15 protein-coding genes are annotated in these 18,130 nt (G+C 65.8%); 9 read left to right on the top strand and 6 right to left on the bottom strand.

Going from position 1 to position 18,130, the window contains the following annotated elements:
- Nucleotides 1-8 precede the first annotated feature (8 nt).
- Nucleotides 9-1,835 carry a glutamine--fructose-6-phosphate transaminase (isomerizing) gene (gene glmS, locus B2W55_RS06840; protein WP_024584035.1) on the bottom strand — a complete coding sequence of 609 codons (1,827 nt, stop codon included), beginning with the start codon at nt 1,833-1,835 and terminating at the stop codon, nt 9-11.
- A gap of 346 nt (nt 1,836-2,181) precedes the next feature.
- Nucleotides 2,182-3,183 (bottom strand): 2-keto-3-deoxygluconate transporter, encoded by a 1,002-nt coding sequence (gene kdgT, locus B2W55_RS06835; RefSeq protein WP_024584034.1) that lies wholly within the window; start codon nt 3,181-3,183, stop codon nt 2,182-2,184.
- 248 nt (nt 3,184-3,431) lie between these two features.
- Here kdgT and B2W55_RS06830 point away from each other — a divergent pair, with 248 nt between their 5' ends.
- The 3 genes from B2W55_RS06830 (at nt 3,432) to B2W55_RS06820 (ending at nt 7,081) form a co-directional block, all read left to right on the top strand.
- Complete coding sequence (locus B2W55_RS06830; RefSeq protein ID WP_024584033.1) at nt 3,432-4,646, top strand: sensor domain-containing diguanylate cyclase; 1,215 nt, start codon at nt 3,432-3,434, stop codon at nt 4,644-4,646.
- Between the two features lie 52 nt (nt 4,647-4,698).
- On the top strand, nt 4,699-4,953 hold the full coding sequence (locus B2W55_RS06825) for a hypothetical protein (RefSeq protein ID WP_024584032.1): 255 nt from the start codon (nt 4,699-4,701) through the stop codon (nt 4,951-4,953).
- Between the two features lie 154 nt (nt 4,954-5,107).
- Nucleotides 5,108-7,081, top strand: coding sequence for an oleate hydratase (locus tag B2W55_RS06820; RefSeq protein ID WP_024584031.1), 1,974 nt, complete (start codon nt 5,108-5,110; stop codon nt 7,079-7,081).
- 45 nt (nt 7,082-7,126) lie between these two features.
- Here the strand turns inward: B2W55_RS06820 and B2W55_RS06815 are convergent, their stop codons facing one another.
- Both B2W55_RS06815 and B2W55_RS06810 read right to left on the bottom strand, forming a co-directional pair.
- Nucleotides 7,127-7,960, bottom strand: a complete 834-nt coding sequence (locus tag B2W55_RS06815; RefSeq protein ID WP_024584030.1) for an adenylate/guanylate cyclase domain-containing protein — start codon at nt 7,958-7,960, stop codon at nt 7,127-7,129.
- Between the two features lie 132 nt (nt 7,961-8,092).
- Nucleotides 8,093-9,175: a carbon-nitrogen hydrolase family protein gene (locus B2W55_RS06810; protein WP_024584029.1), complete on the bottom strand. Its 1,083-nt coding sequence runs from the start codon at nt 9,173-9,175 to the stop codon at nt 8,093-8,095.
- Here B2W55_RS06810 and B2W55_RS06805 point away from each other — a divergent pair.
- From B2W55_RS06805 to B2W55_RS06795, 3 genes are all read left to right on the top strand, one after another.
- Complete coding sequence (locus B2W55_RS06805; protein WP_343206189.1) at nt 9,143-10,384, top strand: LysR family transcriptional regulator; 1,242 nt, start codon at nt 9,143-9,145, stop codon at nt 10,382-10,384. The two genes, B2W55_RS06810 and B2W55_RS06805, sit on opposite strands and share 33 nt — an antisense overlap.
- Nucleotides 10,385-10,458: 74 nt before the next feature.
- A complete protein-coding gene (locus tag B2W55_RS06800) occupies nt 10,459-10,749 on the top strand; it encodes a DUF485 domain-containing protein (protein WP_024584027.1) in 291 nt (96 codons plus the stop codon).
- A gap of 13 nt (nt 10,750-10,762) precedes the next feature.
- Nucleotides 10,763-12,346 carry a solute symporter family protein gene (locus tag B2W55_RS06795; protein ID WP_024584026.1) on the top strand — a complete coding sequence of 528 codons (1,584 nt, stop codon included), beginning with the start codon at nt 10,763-10,765 and terminating at the stop codon, nt 12,344-12,346.
- A 64-nt stretch (nt 12,347-12,410) separates the two neighbouring features.
- Here B2W55_RS06795 and glmU read toward each other — a convergent pair whose 3' ends face one another.
- Complete coding sequence (gene glmU, locus B2W55_RS06790) at nt 12,411-13,769, bottom strand: bifunctional UDP-N-acetylglucosamine diphosphorylase/glucosamine-1-phosphate N-acetyltransferase GlmU (protein WP_024584025.1); 1,359 nt, start codon at nt 13,767-13,769, stop codon at nt 12,411-12,413.
- Nucleotides 13,770-13,804: 35 nt separating this feature from the next.
- Here glmU and B2W55_RS06785 point away from each other — a divergent pair, with 35 nt between their 5' ends.
- Nucleotides 13,805-15,316 carry a hypothetical protein gene (locus tag B2W55_RS06785; protein WP_291532201.1) on the top strand — a complete coding sequence of 504 codons (1,512 nt, stop codon included), beginning with the start codon at nt 13,805-13,807 and terminating at the stop codon, nt 15,314-15,316.
- A 96-nt stretch (nt 15,317-15,412) separates the two neighbouring features.
- A complete protein-coding gene (locus B2W55_RS06780; protein WP_024584023.1) occupies nt 15,413-15,793 on the top strand; it encodes a hypothetical protein in 381 nt (126 codons plus the stop codon).
- Here the strand turns inward: B2W55_RS06780 and B2W55_RS06775 are convergent.
- Nucleotides 15,753-17,381, bottom strand: a complete 1,629-nt coding sequence (locus B2W55_RS06775) for a beta-1,6-glucan synthase (RefSeq protein ID WP_024584022.1) — start codon at nt 17,379-17,381, stop codon at nt 15,753-15,755. The genes B2W55_RS06780 and B2W55_RS06775 overlap by 41 nt on opposite strands.
- A gap of 244 nt (nt 17,382-17,625) precedes the next feature.
- Between B2W55_RS06775 and B2W55_RS06770 the strand changes: the two genes are divergently transcribed.
- Nucleotides 17,626-18,130, top strand: a 505-nt coding sequence (locus B2W55_RS06770; protein ID WP_291532200.1) for a beta-1-3, beta-1-6-glucan biosynthesis protein, incomplete at its 3' end; no start/stop codon positions are given.

The following is an 18,130-nucleotide window of genomic DNA, read 5'->3' as shown; positions in this document are numbered from 1 at the left end:
GCTTGCGGCTATTCGACCGTGACCGATTTGGCCAGATTTCGCGGCTGATCGACGTCGGTGCCCATGACCACGGCGGTATGGTAGGCGAGCAGCTGCACCGGAACGGCGTAGACCATCGGCGCGAAGGTCGCCCCCATGTCCGGCATCACGATCGTCACCAGCGACTGGATGGTCGCCTCCGCCGCCCCCTTGGCGTCGGTCATCAGGATGATCTTGCCGCCGCGGGCGGCGACCTCCTGCATGTTGGAGACGGTCTTCTCGAACACCTTGTCGTAGGGCGCGATCACCACCACAGGCATGTGCTCGTCGATCAGCGCGATCGGCCCGTGCTTGAGCTCGCCGGCCGCATAGCCCTCGGCATGGATGTAGGAGATTTCCTTCAGTTTCAGCGCGCCTTCCAGCGCCAGCGGATAGCTGGTGCCGCGGCCGAGATAGAGCACGTCGCGCGACTTCGAGATCTCGCGCGCCAGCTTCTCGATCTGCACTTCGTTGGTCAGCGCCTCCGACATCAGCCGCGGGATCTCGACCAGGCCATGCACCAGCTTGGTCTCGTCGGCTTCCGACAGCTCGCCGCGCGCCTTGCCGGCAGCGACCGCGAGCGAGGCCAGCACCATCAGCTGGCAGGTGAACGCCTTGGTCGATGCGACGCCGATCTCGGGGCCGGCCAGCGTCTGCAACACGGTCTCGCTCTCGCGCGCGATCGTCGAGGTCGGCACGTTGACGACCGACAGCGTATGCGCGCCCTGCGACTTGGCGTAGCGCAGCGCCGCCAGCGTGTCGGCGGTCTCGCCCGACTGCGAGATGAAGATCGCCAGATCGCCCTTGCGCAACGGCGCCTCGCGATAGCGGAATTCGGAGGCGACATCGAGCTCGACCGGCAGCCGCGCCAGCCGCTCCAGCCAGTATTTGGCGACGAAGCCGGCATAGCTCGCGGTGCCGCAGGCCGTGATCGAGACGCGCTCGATGTCCTTGAAGTCGAACGGCAGCTTGACCGGCATGGCGACGCGCTCGGTCGCCATGTCGACGTAGCGCGCCAGCGTGTGTCCGACCACTTCCGGCTGCTCGTGGATCTCCTTGGCCATGAAGTGGCGATAGTTCGCCTTGTCGACCAGCGCCGTCGCCGTGGTGTGCTTGATCGCCTCGCGATGGACGATGGCGTTGTCCTTGTCGAAGATGGTGGCGCCCTTGCGGTTCAGGACCACCCAGTCGCCATCTTCGAGATAGCTGATCGTGTCGGTGAACGGGCCGAGCGCGATCGCGTCCGAGCCGAGATACATCTCGCCCTCGCCATGGCCGACCGCGAGCGGCGGACCGTTGCGGGCGCCGATCATCAGGTCGTCATTGCCGGCGAAGATGAAGCCGAGCGCGAAGGCGCCGCGCAGTTGCGACAGCACCGCCCTCACCGCCTCGACCGGCGCGACGCCGCCCTTGAGCAGATTGTCGACCAGATGCACCACGACCTCGGTGTCGGTCTCGGTCGAGAACACCGCGCCCTTGGCCTCGAGTTCCTCGCGCAGTTCGCGGAAATTCTCGATGATGCCGTTATGCACCACGGCGACGCGTTCGGTGGCGTGTGGATGGGCATTGTTCTCGGTCGGCCGGCCATGGGTGGCCCAGCGGGTGTGCCCGATGCCGGTGTGGCCGCCGAGCGGCTTGGCCTCGAGCCGGGTCTCGAGGTTCTTCAGCTTGCCCTCGGCGCGCCGCCGCGCCAGGGCGCCGTTCTCCAGCGTAGCGACCCCCGCGGAATCATAGCCGCGATATTCGAGCCGCTTCAGCGAATCCACCAATTGCTCCGCGACCGGAGCGCGTCCAAGAATGCCGACGATGCCGCACATGCGGTTCAATGTCCCCAAAAATCGCCGAAAATTTGCCAAGGCGGCGACACGGTCCCTTAACGGGAATCGCCGGTCGCAAGATACTCAATAATTATTGCCGATTGCGACAGTCTTAAACGGCAACGCCGATGCGCAAGGCTGGTTAACTTCAGCTAACCATCCTCGCGAGCGTGACGGGGAAATCGCCGGCATCGTCAGGCCCACTTCCAGCATTCTGAGCATCAATCACCTCCCCGTCATGGCCGGGGTCCCGGCCATCCACGCCTCTCCCTGTTCGGTCGAAGCGAAGACGTGGATGCCCGGTCCAGCGCCGGGCGTGACGCCAGGGCGACGTTGCGAGGATGGTTCAGATCGGCTCGACGCCGGCGCGATAATCCCCGGGCTTGGACTGCTCCGCCGGTACATGGCCCATGCGCTTGGCCCACAATCCGGTCAGGATCGGCACCAGGATAGCCGTCACCAGGCACGATGTCGCCACCAGCGCGGTGGCGGCCGGCGCCACCGGCTTGAAGCTCGGCACCATGTTGGCGATCAGCGTCGGGTTGGCGATCGCAGCACCCGCCGTGCTCGACGCGGCGAGACCCGCCGTGCCATTTCCACCGGCGATGAAGCGGTCGGCCAACATCAGCGGAATCCCGGTGATCACGATCACGACCAATCCGAGCAGGATGCCGCCGACCCCGGTCTGCGCGATCACATTCAGATCGATGCCGTTGCCGAGCGCGAAGCCGAAGAACGGAATCAGCGGGTGCACGCACTGGCCGAAAAACTTGCGCAGATCGCTGTCGAGATTGCCGAGCGCAAAACCGATGATGAACGGCAGCACAGCGCCGACGAACAGGCGCGGCTCGAACACCGCGACACCCGACGCCCCGAGCACCAGCATGCTCACCAGTGGTCCCGATTCGATCGACATCAGGACGAAGGCCCCGGCCTCCTCCTTGCTGCCATATTGCTGCATGATCGCGGCGTAGAGACCGCCATTGGTCATGTCCATCGCGGTCGTGATGGCGAGCACCGAGAGCCCGGCGAACACGCCGGTTGCTATTCCCGCTTCCGGAATGAAGCGCGCCGCGATCATGGTTGCGACCCATGCGACGATGATCTTGGTGACCAGCAGCGTGCCCGACTTCCGCAGCACCGTGCCGGTCGCGCGCAAGTCGATCGTGGCGCCCATGCAGAAGAACCAGACCGCCAGAATCGGCACCGTGCCGGTGATCAGTCCGTTGGTGAACGAGCCGAGATAGGCGCCCGCACCCGGCGCAAACGTCTTGCAGATCGCGCCGAGAAGTAGGGGAACCAGCATCAGCCCGCCCGGAACCCGCTCCACGAATTTTAGAACTTTCACGCTGCCTCCCAGCACTGATATCGACAGTTCAATTTTCTTGTCGCTGGCAGATAGCCCGCTCCGCCGCGCGACGCCACAACCTGCGAGAGATGATCACGGACTTTTTCCCGCATTTTGCATTGCGCGCAGGGTTCAAAGTCTGATTGCATCTGCCGGTACGCACTCGCTGTCCGCGAATTGCATTGCACGTTGCGTCAACGCGTCATTAACGGCTTTCGGCGAGGGTGCCCGCCGCCGGAGGTACCCCGATGCATACCACGCATGATCGTGAGACGCAGCGCCTCGACGTGCTGGCGGAGCTCGACATCCTCGACACGCCGCGCGAGCTTGCCTTTGACCGCCTGACCGGACTGTGCCGAAAGATCTTTCGCGTGCCGATGTCGACGCTGACGCTGATCGACGGCCATCGGCAATGGTTCAAGGCCTCCGAGGGCATGGAGGACCGCGAGACCGCGCGTGGACCCGCGCTCTGCAACCTCGCGATCGCACAGGATCAGCCGCTCGTCATTCCGGACACGCTGCGCGACCCGCGCCTCGCCGACAACGTCTTCGTGCACGGCAAGCCGCATATCCGCTTCTATGCCGGTGCCCAGCTGAAAATATCCGGCGCGGTGGTCGGCACGCTGTGTGCGATGGACACCCGCCCGCGCGATTTCGATGCCGACGCCATCGGCCTGCTCACCGATCTCGCCGCCATCGCGGTCGACGAATTGATGCTGCGAAACCTGTCGATGCAAGACGGCCTTACCGGCACCTCCTCACGGCGGGCCTTTCGCGGCGAAGGCGAACGGCTGACCGCGCTGGCCTTGCGGCATCTCAGCCCGCTGTCCTGCGCCGTGCTCGATGTCGATCACTTCAAGCAGGTCAATGATCGCCATGGACACGCGATCGGCGACATGGTGCTGGCGGCGGTCGCGAACGCCGCGCACTGCGCGTTGCGCAGCTCCGACGTGATCGGCCGGCTCGGTGGCGAGGAGTTCGGCATTCTGTTGCCGCACACCAGCCTCGACAATGCGATGGCGGTGCTCGAGAAGGTGCGTGCCGCCGTCGCGGCGACGCGGATCGAGACGCCGGCCGGCACAATCGACGTCACCTGTAGCCTCGGTGGCGCGGCGCTCTCGCCCGGCAATTGCTTCGACGACATGCTGCGCAACGCCGATCTTGCGATGTACGGCGCCAAGCAGGCCGGCCGCAACCAGGCGCTGGCCTGGGTCGACCGGGCGCCGTCGATCGCGCCGACCGCGCGGCGCGTGTTCAAGGCCGGCAAGATCAGCTTCAACGCCGGCCATTCATCGATCGACTGCACCGTGCGCGGGCTGGCGCGCGATAGCGCGACGATCGAGGTGATGTCGACCTCCGGCATTCCCGATCAGTTCAAGCTGGCGATCGCCGCCGATGCCGTGTCGCGCGCCTGCCGGATCACCGGGAAGGCCGACAACCGGATCGAGGTCGCCTTCACCTGACCGGCGATACGGAATAGGCGGAATAGTCTGTCGCGCTGGCGAGGAACCCTTGATGTCGAACGATCAGCCACCGCCCCTCGCAAAACCGTTCTGGCGCCGCGGCCTTGCCGGCTTCCTCGATTTCATCACCGTGTTCTTCGGTGGTGGCTATGCGATCGGCGCCGCCACCGGCCAGACCACCAAGGACGGCTTCAATTTGACCGGCGCTCCGGCGCTGCTGCTGTTCGCGCTGATCATTCTGTATTTCTATCTCGGCTGGAAGGTCGTCGGCGGCACGCTGTGGCAGCGCGTGCTCGGCGCGCGGTAGGCCCGAGCGGTATTCTCCGGCCGACCGCCACTCCCGGGCTTGCGCCGCATCGCTTTCTGGTTGCAGCTTCCGCGAATACCGCCGGAGGGCCATGAAATTGACAGCTCGCACGCCTACGGTCGTCAGCGACTGAACTCCATCCAGCGAGGCCGCCATGACTGATGTCGCCCCTTCCAGCACGCCGAACAGCAACTTCGAGGTCGAGGCGGACGCCACCGCGCGCTACTGGCACAAGGGCAGCCACGATACCCTGCCTCCGCCCGACATGATGGGCGCCTATATGCGCAACCGTCCGGTACCGACCGAACCGGCCGAGCCGCGCAAGGCCTGGATCATCGGCAGCGGCATCGCCGGCCTCGCCGCGGCCTTCTACATGATCCGCGACGGCGGCATGAAGGGCGAGGACATCACCATCCTCGACACCATGCATATCGAAGGCGGCTCGCTCGACGGCGCCGGCGATCCCGAGAACGGCTACATCGTTCGCGGTGGCCGCGAGATGAACTGGAACTACGACAATCTCTGGGACATGTTCCAGGATATCCAGGCGCTCGAGCTGCCCGAGGGCTACAGCGTTCTCGACGAATACCGGCTGGTGAACGACAACGATCCGAATTTCTCCAAGGCGCGGCTGATGCACAAGCGCGGCCAGATCCGCGACTTCGCGACGCTCGGCCTGTCGAAGCCGCAGCAATGGGAGCTGATCCGCCTGCTGCTGAAGCGCAAGGAGGATCTCGACGACATCACCATCGAGCAGTATTTCAGCCCCGGCTTCCTCGAAACCAATTTCTGGTATCTGTGGCGCTCGATGTTCGCGTTCGAGAACTGGCAGAGCTTGCTCGAAATGAAGCTCTACATGCATCGCTTCCTCGACGCGCTCGACGGGCTCACCGACATGTCGGCGCTGGTGTTTCCGAAGTACAACCAGTTCGACAGTTTCGTCCGTCCGCTCATGACGCATCTGCGCGAGCGCGGCGTCAAGGTGCAGTTCGATACCCGCGCCTACGATCTCGACATGACGACCGACGGCGAAGCCCGCACGGTGACCGGCATCAAGGCCAAGGTGGGCGGCGCCGACACCACCATCGCGGTCGGTCCGAAGGATCTGGTGTTTGCGCTCACGGGATCGATGACCGAGGGCACCGCCTATGGCGACATGGACCAGGCGCCGGTCCTCGCGCGCGGCAAGCACGATCCCGGTGAGGCCAGTGACTGGACGCTGTGGCAGAACCTCGCCAGGAAGTCGCCGATCTTCGGCAAGCCCGAGAAGTTCTGCGGCGATGTCGACAAGTCGATGTGGGAATCGGTCACCCTCACCTGCAAGCCGTCTCCGTTCGTCGACCGGCTGAAGGAACTGTCGGTCAACGATCCCTATTCGGGCAAGACCGTCACCGGCGGCATCATCACTTTCACCGATTCCAACTGGATGATGAGCTTCACCTGCAACCGTCAGCCGCATTTCCCGACCCAGCCAAAGGATGTGCTCGTGGTCTGGGTCTACGCGCTGCTGATGGACAAGCCGGGCAATTACGTCAAGAAGCCGATGCCGGCCTGCACCGGCCGCGAAATCCTGGCCGAGCTGTGCCATCACCTCGGCATCGAGCACAAGCTCGACGAGGTGGCCGCGAACACCAAGGTGCGGCTGGCGCTGATGCCCTACATCACCGCGATGTTCATGCCCCGCGCCGCCGGCGACCGGCCGCATGTCGTGCCTGCCGGCTGCACCAATCTCGGCCTGATGGGCCAGTTCGTGGAGACGTCGAACGACATCATCTTCACGATGGACAGCTCGATCCGCACCGCGCGCGTCGCGGTCTACACGCTGCTCAAATTGCGCAAGCGGGTGCCGGATATCAGCCCGACGCAATATGACATCCGCTCGCTGCTGAAGGCTGCCCGCGCCCTGAACAACAACGAGCCCTTCCCGGGCGAACGGCTGCTGCACCGGCTGCTCGACAAGACCTACTTCGCCCATATCCTGCCGCCGCTGCCCGATCCGGACGCCACACGGCGCGGCTCGGCCGAGCGAGAACTGGCAGGACTGCTCGGCAAGGGCGACCAGGCGCTCGGCGCGATCATCGGTTGGCTGGAGCGGGTTCGCGAGAGCATCGGCACGCGCAAGGGCTGAAGCACGGTCCTCGGGCAACCGCCGCAAAGCGGACAGGGCAAAGCGCTACGCGGAAATCCGCTTCGCACTCTTCCGGATCATGCCTGCGTGTTCGACCCGGTAGAGGCGCCACCGCTCCGGCACGCCCTTGAGCTGGTGGGCGCCGCGGTCGCTGAAGCGGATGCCGGACGCCGGCATCAGGTCCTTGACCGCGCTCGAGACCAGCACTTCGCCGGCCCGCGCCTTCGCCGCGACGCGCGCGCCGATATGGATCGCAAGACCGATCACCTCTTTCCCGGTCATCTTGTATTCGCCCGCGTGCATCCCGATCCGGATCTCCAGCCCCAGCGTACGGACGGCCTCGCGGATCGCAGTCGCACACTGGATCCCTGCCGCCGGCGCGCCGAACGTCGCCAGCAGCCCGTCGCCGGTCGTCACCACCTCCTTGCCGCGCAGCGCCTTCAGCTCGCGGCGGACGGCGGCGTAATAGTGGTTCATCACCTGCGCCCACCGCGCATCGCCGAGCCGCGCGGCCTGCTCGGTGGATCGGACGATATCGACGAACAGGATGGTGGCGAGCGCCTGCCTGAGCTCCGGGCCACGCTCGGCGGTTCTCCGCCGGTTCGCGATATTGCCGACCAGCGGTTCATAGCGATGGCTGCGCCGCCGCGCGACGGCGGCCCTGGCATAGTCCTGGGCGCGCTGCACCGTGCGGCAGCGAACGGTCTTTTCCTGCGGCGGAAACGTCCAGTAGACCTTGCGCCCCGCGCCGGCACCCTGCACCTCGACGGCGCCCCACTTCAGATGGATCGTCGAGCCGGCCCGCCGAATGCACCATGCCTTCGAGGTGTATCCGGAGACGTTCGACTGATGGACTCCGATGCGAAGGAATTTGGCCATGAACGTCCGGGCGATCACAGTGGCGCTTGGGGGACTATGGAGAGCAAGCGTAGTCACACGCTGTCGCATTGGCAACAGGACTGTCTTGCCGACCATCCACAGCGTCGGGCCGTGCCGTCGTCGCAACTCGCTTCAGCTTCGATCGGAATTGAACCTCGTCGCATCGCGCAGCTGCCCGTTCGATCCGGCGTCGGCATCGATCGGCGGAATTGCCTCGTCTTGCACGTCTGCGGTGAGCCGTCTTTCATCGCGGAATCGCGCTGGCGCAAGCCGGCTGCGATCGACCGTCACGTCAAAAATGTCGAAGCGGTTGTAGTAGCCAACCACGTCGTGAAATTGCTTCGGCTCGACGCACCGATTGAGATCGATCTCGGCGTAGGCGATCCCCTCCTGGTCCTGCAATTCATCGCCGAAGACGGTCCCGGTCGGATCGACGAAGAAGCTCGCCGCACGCGGTGTCCGGTCGATCACGTCGGCGATCGCCTTGTCGCGCTCGATCAGGAAGGCGCGCATCGGTTCGTCCATGTAGCCGGCGGTGACGATGCCGAATGCCTTGGCTTCGAAGCAATGGGCGCTGGCCCGGATGCGGTTGGCGGCGACATTGTCGAAATTGCCGCCGCCTGCCGGGCGCCGGGTCGGCCACATCGGCGGCCAGCTCGAGATGTGCACCTGCTCGCCTTGCGCCATGAGCGCGAAGCGGGCCAATGGATTGGTGTTCTCGCCGCAAATCAGCGCGCCAATGCGGCCCTGCCGCGTCTCCGCGACCCGAAGTCCCGCACCATCCCCCGACGACCACACCAGCTTCTCATAGAAGGTCGGCACCAGCTTGCGGTGATGGACCAGAACCTCCCCGGTCTCGCCGATCAACAGGTTCGAGTTCCACAGTCCCCCGACGCTCACGGCTGAACGCTCGCTGATGCCGATCGAGACGGTGACGCCGAGACCGCGCGCCTCGGCGCAAAGCCGCGCCACTTCCGGCCCGTCAGCCAGCACGGATTGCGCGGCCATGCGGACGAACAGATCGTGATTGTCGATCGGAGGCCACAGCGCGGCCCAGACCGGAAAGGCTGGAATATAGGTTTCGGGAAAGGCGATCAGCTCGGCGCCGGCCCTGGCCGCCTCGCGGACGATGGAGATCGCCTTTTCGGTGGTCGCCCGGCTGTCGAGGAAGACAGGCGCGGCATGGACGGCCGCGGCCTTGAAACGAGGGAGCATGTCGAGGAATCCCGGCTAGAGCGTTTTCCCGCGAAGTGGATACCGGTTCGCGCGAAGAAAACGCGTCAAAACAAGATCAAGAGCTCCGTCCCGATCCAATCGGAATGGAAACGCTCTGGGATGAAAGCGCAGCGGTATCATCCCTGCCTTGCCGGCGGGCACGGGAATTATCGCAAGGCCGGTTGCGAAGGATCGGAACTGACGTACGCTGGAATGGGAATTGCTTCACTGAGCGGCCGAGCAATCTGGAGGCAAGTCATGTTCGATACGATCAACTGGGACGATTTGCGGGTATTTCTGTGCGCCGCTCGCGCCGGCAATCTGAGCCAGACCGCGAAACGGCTCCGGCTCGACCATTCCACCGTCAGCCGGCGCATCGCTCAGATGGAGGCGTCGCTCGGGGTTGCGGTGTTCGAGCGTCACCGCACCGGGCTCAAGCTCAACGAAGTCGGCGAGCGGTTGTTGCGTCATGCCGAGCGGGTCGAGAGCGCGGTCATCGCGATCCGCGAGGAGGCCAGCGCCAGCGACACCCGGGAGCTCGTGGGCAACGTGCGGCTCGCCACCATGGAGGGGATCGCCTCGCTCTACCTGGCGCAACGCTTTGCCGATCTGCGCCGCACCGCGCCACAGCTCACGGTCGAACTCGTGACATCGGCCCAGACCGTTTACGTCCACAAGCGCGAGGCCGATCTGTTCGTCTCCTTCTTCCGACCGCCCGGCCCTGGCCTGATCTCGGAGCGCATCGGCAAGTTTCGGCTTGGGCTGTTCGCGAGCCGAAGCTATCTCGACCATCACGGTATGCCAGCGAGCCTTCGCGACCTCGAGGATCATTGGTTCGTGTCCTATATCGAGGACCTGATCCAGGTCGATTCAGTGCGCTGGCTCGCCGACGTCATCGAGGAGCCGAAGGTCGCCTTTCACTCCAACAGCATGATCGCGCAGATGAATGCAGCGGCGGGCGGCCTCGGCATCGTGATGCTGCCGAGCTTTGCCACCAGGGACCGGCCCGACCTCATCCCCGTGTTGCCGGCCCTCGCCGGCACGGTTCGCGAGGTCTGGCTCAATGTCCACAGCGACCTGCAATTTGCCCCGCGCATCCGCGCCGTCCGCGCATTCCTGAAGCACACCCTGAAGCAGGACCCCGACATGCGGGTCACGCTGGCCGATGCCCTGCCGCAGCCGCGCACGGCAGATTGCAGAAATCCATAGTTCCCTTCCATCGGAGCCCGGCTGAAGCTCATCCGATTGGCGCAACGAAAAGCGCTGAAGGTTTGGGGGTCGATATGAACGTGGTTACGTCCGGCAACGGCGATCCGGCGCGGCGCGGCGTCGCGCTGGCGAAGAAGCGGCTGACATTGGCGCTCGCGCTGAGCTCCGCAATGGTCGTGATCTATTTCGGCTTCATGGGCCTGTTCGCGTTCGACAAGCCGCTGCTCGGCACCATCCTGGCGCCCGGCCTGTCGCTTTGCATCGTGCTCGGCCCGCTGGTCATCATCTCATCCTTCGTGCTCTGCCTGATCTATGTGCTGTGGGCGAACCGGGTGTTCGACGCCGGCATCCGCGATCTTCGCTGAAGGGACAGGGAAGATGGGCAGCAGCACACTCTCGATCGGGTTCTTCTTCGCCTTCATGGCGCTGACCTTGGCGATCACCTATTGGGCCGCACGGCGCACCCGCACCACCGAACACTTCTTCGCCGCCGGCGGCCAGGTCACGGCGTGGCAGAATGGCTGGGCACTCGCGGGGGACTTCCTGAGCGCCGCCGCGCTGCTTGGAATTGCAGGCATCGTCACCTCGAACGGCTTCGACGGCATGATCTATTCGATCGGATGGCTGGTCGGCTGGCCGATCATCCTGTTCCTGATCGTCGAGCCGTTGCGCAACGTCGGCCGCTTCACCTTCGCCGACGTCGTGGCCTATCGCCTGCGCCAGCGCCCGGTGCGCCTCGCCGGCGCCGTCGGCACACTTGCCGTGATCCTGTTCTACCTGATCGCCCAGATGGTCGCGACGGGATCGCTGATCAAGCTGCTGTTCGGCCTGCCCTACACCTGGTCGGTCGTCGTGGTCGGCAGCGTGATGCTGGTCTACGTCCTGTTCGGCGGCATGCTGGCGACGACCTGGGTGCAGGTGGTGAAGGCCGCGCTGCTGATGGGCGGCGGCATCCTGCTCGCCTTCCTCGTCTTGACCCATTTCGACATGAACCCGCTGAAGCTGTTCGCCGCGGCGTCCGAGAAGTACGGCACCAGGGTCCTGCAACCGGGATCGAAGGTGGTCTCGGGCCAATGGGACGCCATCTCGCTCGGGCTCGGCCTGATGTTCGGGACCGCCGCGATGCCGCATGTGCTGATGCGGGCCTATACGGTGAAGGACGCCAAGGCCGCGCGGCTGTCGATCCTCTATGCCACCGGCCTGATCGGGATCTTTCATCTCATGGTCTTCATCATCGGGTTTGGCGCGATGGTGCTGGTCGGCCCCGACGCCGTCGCAAAGGCCGGCGGTGGCGGCAACATGGCCGCTCCGCTGCTCGCGCTCGCCGTCGGCGGCAACGCCTTCTTCGGCTTCATCTGCGCGGTGGCGTTCGCGACGATGCTCGCCGTCGTCGCGGGGTTGACGCTGTCGGGCGTCGCCACGCTCTGCCACGACGTCTGGACCAATGTGATCCGGAACGGCACCGCCTCGGAGGCCGAACAGCTCAAGGTCGCGCGCGTCGCGACCGTCATGATTGCCGTCTTCGCGATCATTCTGGGCATCGCATTCGAGGGCCAGAACGTCGCCTTCATGGCCGGGCTCGCGTTCTCGATCGCCTGCGCCGCGAATTTCCCTTCGCTGGTGCTCGCCATCATCTGGCGCCGCTTCACCACGCCAGCAGCGGTGGCGAGCATCCTGGTCGGCACGCTGAGCTCGCTGGTGCTGATCTATCTGTCGCCGACCATCCAGGTCGACATTCTCGGCAAACCGCTGGCCTCGATCGAGCATCAATGGTGGTTCGTATCGCTGCGTAATCCGGCGATCATCAGCATGCCGCTGTCCTTCGCGGTCGCGATCCTGCTGTCGCTGGTCACGCGGGAGAACAACGCCGATCGTGCCTTCGACGAGATGCAGCGGCGCATACTGCTCGGACCGACCGAGCCGAACGCAAGCGAGCTGGGTCAGGCGAAGAATGCGGCCTGAGTAGCGAATCTCCGGCTCCGAGAGCCGTAGAACCTATGCCCCGCCGGAATGCCGACGAAGAAAACTACTTCCCCTTCGCCGCCTTCGCCTTCAGCTTCGCCGCGCGATAGCGCGCGGCGCCGCCTTCGCGGACGGTCTGCGGACTGCGCTCGAGGGCCATCGCGTCGTCGGGCACGTCCTTGGTGATCACCGAGCCCGAGCCGATATAGGCGCCGTTGCCGATCGTGACCGGCGCGACCAGCGACGTATTGGTGCCGACGAAGGCGGCCTCGCCGATCATGGTCTTGTGCTTGAGGAAGCCGTCATAGTTGCAGGTGATGGTGCCGGCGCCGAGGTTCGAATTGGCGCCGACATGGGCGTCGCCGACATAGGAGAGGTGGTTGACCTTGACGCCGGCTTCCAGCACGGCCGCCTTGGTCTCGACGAAATTGCCGATCCGCGCGCCGTCGCCGAGCGAGGTGCCGGGCCGCAGCCGGGCATAGGGACCGACCGACACCTTCTTGCCGACCTTCGCCTCGACGAGGTGGGAGAAGGAATGGATCACCGCGCCATCGTCGATCGATACACCCGGACCGATCACCACGAACGGCTCGATCGTGACGTCCTTGCCGAATTTGGTATCGGCCGCGAGATGGACCGTATCCGGCGCGATCAGGGTCACGCCGGCCTCGAGCGCGGCCTTGCGCAGCCGCGCCTGCATCACGGCTTCGGCCTCGGCGAGTTGCGCCTTAGTGTTGATGCCGCGGACTTCGTCTTCGCTGGTTTCGATCACGACGGCCTCCAGTCCCATGTCCCTGACGATGCCGACGGCGTCGGTCAGATAATATTCGCCCTTGGCGTTGGCGTTGCCGATCTTCTCGATGATCGCGAGCGCGGTCTTGCCGGCGAACGCCATCACGCCGGCGTTGCACAGCGTGATCTTGCGCTCCTCAGGGCTGGCGTCGGCCTGCTCGCGGATCGCGACCAGCTTGCCGTTCGCGACCACCAGCCGGCCGTAGCCGGTCGGATCGGCGGCGTGGAAGCCGAGCACCGCAAGCGCCGCACCGTCGCGCAACGGCGCGCGCATCCGCGCAAAAGTCTCGGCCGAGATCAGCGGGGTGTCGCCGAACGCGACCAAGAGGTCGTCGGCACCGCCTGCGATCGCCTCGCGCGCCGCCAGCACCGCATGCGCGGTTCCGAGCCGATCGCGCTGCACGAAGGCGCGGGCGTCGGGCCGCACCCGGCGCGCCTCGGCAGCGACCGCCTCATGGTCGGGGCCGACCACGACCGCGAGCTGCGATCCCTCGCCGCTGGCGGCGGCGTTGAGCACATGCGCCAGCAGCGCCTGCCCGGCCACCGGGTGCAGCACCTTCGGCAACGACGAGCGCATCCGCGTTCCCTCGCCGGCCGCAAGCACCACTGTCAGGCTGGTTCGCGCAGTCATTCCGGCTCCTCGATGTCTCGCGCAGCTGGCTGCGCATGGCGTTCTTCGAGGCGTCTTTAATTGTTTTCCCCGGCAGAAGAAACCGATTCGCCTCCGTGGCGTCCCGGATTCAAGTTCCCGGTCGATTTCCTGTTAATCTTTGCCTTGTGATTCGGCGGGCCTTGAGGAGGGCCGAGGGGGCTTTGGCCAAAGATCGCGACAATCTGGCGGCGCATTTCGACACCGAGAGCACCACCGGCTTTTTGGCCGAGGAGGAAGCTTTCGATCGCCGCTTGCTGTGGCGGGTCGGGTCATGGGGCTTTGCCGCGATTGGCGCCGTGGCGGTCGCCGTGATGGCCAACCAGTCGGCGCTGACGCTGCGGCGCGACCAGGTCGCAGCAGCCGACGTCGCGCGCCAGGCCCAGCAATTGCAGACGCTGGCCAAGGAGAGCCACAACGAGACACGGCGGCTCGCCGCCGCGATCGATACGCTGAACGGCGACCGCGACCGGCTCTATTCGCGCGTTACCACGCTCGAGCAGGGCATGGACTCCGTGACCGGCGCGATCGCAAAGCAGCCCGCATCTGTGCCGGCAGCGGCGACGCACACGCCGCCGCCTGCCTCCGCGAATGCGGCGCCGACGGCTGCCGCGCCCGCCATTGCCGCTGCCACAGCGACGACGCCTACGGCACCGGACAGGCCGGCGATGGCGGACAAGGCTCCAGGATCCGCCGAAGGCAAGCCGCCGCCTCCGCCCGAAAAGCCAACCGCCGCGGTCGAGAAACCGCCGGCAGTCGTGACTGACAAGAAACCACCACCCGCCGCGCCGAGACCGCAGGCCGCGTCGGAGAAGCCGCCAGCGGCCGAGACGCCGCCGCTGGCTGCTGCCTCGGCTGCGCCAGCGGCCAGTCCGATGACGGCTGCCGCTGCGGCGAGCGCCGCGGATGCAAAAGCCGCCACGCCGGCCGCCGACAAGCCACGGGTGGCGGCGCTCGATCCGCCGGCGAGCAAGGCAACCGACACCGTCAAGCCACCGACCGCCAGGGACGTGACCACTGCGCCGATCGTGCCGCTGGTGGTCACGCCCGATCCGGACGCCGACACGGACGACGAAGCCGGCGCGCCGAAGGCCCAGGTGCAACGCACCGAGTTCGGCGTCGATCTCGGCACCGCGAACTCGGTCAATGGGCTGCGGGCGCTGTGGCGCGGTCTGTTGAAGTCCAAGGCCAACGCGGCGCTGGCAGCGCTGCGGCCGATCATCGTGATCAAGGAAAGCGGCAACGGACTTGGCATGCAGCTGCGGCTGGTGGCCGGACCACTGAACGACGCCGGGACCGCCGCCAGGATTTGCGCCAGCCTCAGCCTGGTGCAGCGGACCTGCGAGACCGCGATCTATGACGGCCAGCAGCTCGCCCTGAAGGCGGACGAGCCGGCCGCGGGCAAGCCGGCGCATCCGCACCGGCGCCTGGTGCCGAAGCGCGCCGCCGCGCCGCCGCCACCGGTGGTCGAGGAGAAAAAGCCGGAGCCATCGACGATCTCCTCGATGTTCCGACGAAACAGCCAATAATCACGTGGAGCGAAGGCTTTGGGGCCCAATTCTCAACCGATTTCGCTGCTTTGACCGAGCCTTGTCCCAGACCCCGTTCCCGACCATAGTGCCGCGATGACAAAACCTCCGTTCCGCCTCTCCCCGTACCAGGTCCAGTTCCTGATGGTCGTCGGCTTCGTCACCGTCGGCTACGCACTGTTTGTGCGCTACCTGGCGATCGAGTTCTCGCCGGTCGCTCTGGCCTGCGATGCCGGCACGCAGACCATGATCTGCAAGGCGCGCGCGCTGTCGACCGTGCTGTTCAAGAATTCCGTGTTCGGCATCACGGCGCTGGTGATCGCGCTGTTGAATCTGATGCGGCCCTCGATCGTGCTGCTGACCGGCGGCCTGATCGCCGCCGGGCTCGGGATCGTGCTCTACAACGTGATCCTGTCGGGGCTCGCGATCGGGCTGTTCATCCTGGGCTTTGCGCGGCCCGCGCCCGCCACAGCGTAGCCGCCAGCAACAGGTACATCACGCAGGTCCAGTCCGACTGCCAGTTGATGGTGCCCTCGTTGTAGATCGTATAGAGCGCCGCGATCGCGAACAGGCCGGCGAATACGGCTTCGGCGAGCGGCCGGCTGCCCTCCTTCGGGCGGTTGAGCATGGTCAGCAGCGCGAACGGCACCACCGCCATGGTCAGCGAGGCATAGGGGAAATCGCGGTAGCGCGGATCGAACACGAAGCCGAGCGCGCTCTCGGCCGCGAGCACGGTGGTGACCGCCAGCACGATCGCCAGCAGCGCGCCGGCCGCGCCCTTGCCGCGATAATCGCGCGGCCCGAGCAGTTCGAGGAAAGTCGGCAGCGAGCGCCCCGCGATCAGCGCATGCGCCGTCAGCAACGGCGCGGCAATGCCGGCCGCAAGCAGCACGCCCCAATGCAGCCAGCCGGCGGCGCCGTAGCTCTCGTAATACATCTTGTCGCCGGCGATGCCGAGCAGCGCTCCTGCCGTCGTCGCCGAAATGCCGACCGCGACCCAGGCCGACGGCCGCGGCGTCCAGGGCCGGCGGCGCAGCGTCAGCCAGGCCACCAGGAAGGTGACGGCCGACAGCGCCATGCCGCCCGCCATCTGTAGCTTCCAGTCGGGGTAATTGCTGATCGCGACCCCTGCCGGATACTTCACCTGCCGCTTGATCGAATCGAACAGGCCCCAATAGCCGCCGACCGTACCCTCGAGCTTGCGCTTCCAGGGCTGGTCATAGGCCTCGATCAAATTGACGCGGAATCCTTCGCGCCGGGCGAGATCGAGGATCTCGGAGACCACCCGCGCCTGGTTGGTGCGTGACGGCAACGCGCCCTCCCGCATCCGCCCTTCGCTCGGCCAGCCGGTCTCGCCGATCAGGATCTCCTTGCCCGGGAACGTCACCGCCATCCGCTTGCGGATGTCGTCGACATGCGCGGCGGCGTATTTGGCCTTGATCGGGATGTCCTCCCAATACGGCAGGATATGGATGGTGACGAAATCGACCGCGTCATAGATCTCGCGGTTCTTCACCCAATATTCCCAGACGTCGGCGTAGGTGACGGGGACATTGCCCGCCGCGGCCTTCACCGCGCGGATGTTGCCGGCCAGATCGGCGGCGGTCATCTCGCCGCGCAGCAGCACCTCATTGCCGACGATCAGCGAGGTGACGACGCCGGGATATTCCTTGGCGAGCCGCACCGCGATCGCGATCTGCTGTAGATTCTTGAAGCGGTTGCTGCCGAGCCAGATGCCCTGCATCACCTTCAGGCCGACCTTGGCCGCAACGCCCGGCACCAGGTCGAGGCCGTTCTCGATCGAATAGGTGCGCACGCAATCGGTGACCTTGGCGAGGTCGGTGAGATCCTGCTCGATCTGCTCGACCGGAATCTGCGTGCTCGGATCGAGCGGCGTCTGGGCGCCGCGGAACGGCGTGTAGGACACGCATTGCAGCTTGGCGCTGGGATCGATCGGCGCGCGCGCCAGTGTAATCGGCGTGGCGAGCCACCACCACACGGCTGCGATCACGGAGAGCGAGATCAGGAGAAGCGCCAGCGGCGTACGAAGCGAAATCGGTTCCATCCTCCGGGGGACCGTCGAATTAGCCGGTCACGGCCCGTCTGCCAAGTGTCGGATTAGGTCAATACCATGGTTGTCCTGCGACAGTTTTGCGCTGCGTCGATAAAGTTGTGAGTTTGCTGGACAAAATTCCAAATTCCAGTCATCTGACTCCGCCAGAGTCTCCGCCGCACTGGAGACCCAATTGGACGGCATCACGCGAGCCGTTAGGATGATCCCGCGGGGGCAGGAACATATCGGGGAATGCATGCGTCGACGGCTGCTTGAGTTGAAGAACACGGCTTTGCGCCACCTTGTCGTAACTGGCGTTGCCCTCCTGATCGGGGCCGGCAGTGCTTTCGCCCAGAGCGGCACGCCGAATCCGCCGGACCAGGCCAAACAGCAGCCCGGTCAGGCCGACGCCAACGCCAATGCCGCGCGCGAGGCCAACCAGCGCAAGGTCGAGGAGTTCGTCGAGGCGCAGCAGGCCATCAACGGCCCGGCCGGCAATCCGGAATGCGTCTGGCTCGGCCGTCGCGTGGTCCGCCTGATGTGGAACGACGATCTCGACACCGCCTTCCGCCATCTCGACCTCTATGACCGGTTCGGCTGCCCCGGCGGCCACGTCCAGGCCGCGTTCCGCTGCCTGACCCGGTTCGGCGCCCAGATCGACGACAAGGTGCGCGGCAGCCTCGACGGCCGCATCCATGCCTGCTGGATCAATCCGGGTGCGCAGCCGCAGCCCGCGGCCGCCGCGGCGCCCAGCCCGGCGC

The organism is Bradyrhizobium sp. UBA2491 (genome assembly GCF_002341725.1).
In the GTDB taxonomy this organism is placed as follows: Bacteria; Pseudomonadota; Alphaproteobacteria; order Rhizobiales; family Xanthobacteraceae; genus Bradyrhizobium.
This window is presented reverse-complemented; position numbering and strand designations above follow the sequence as displayed.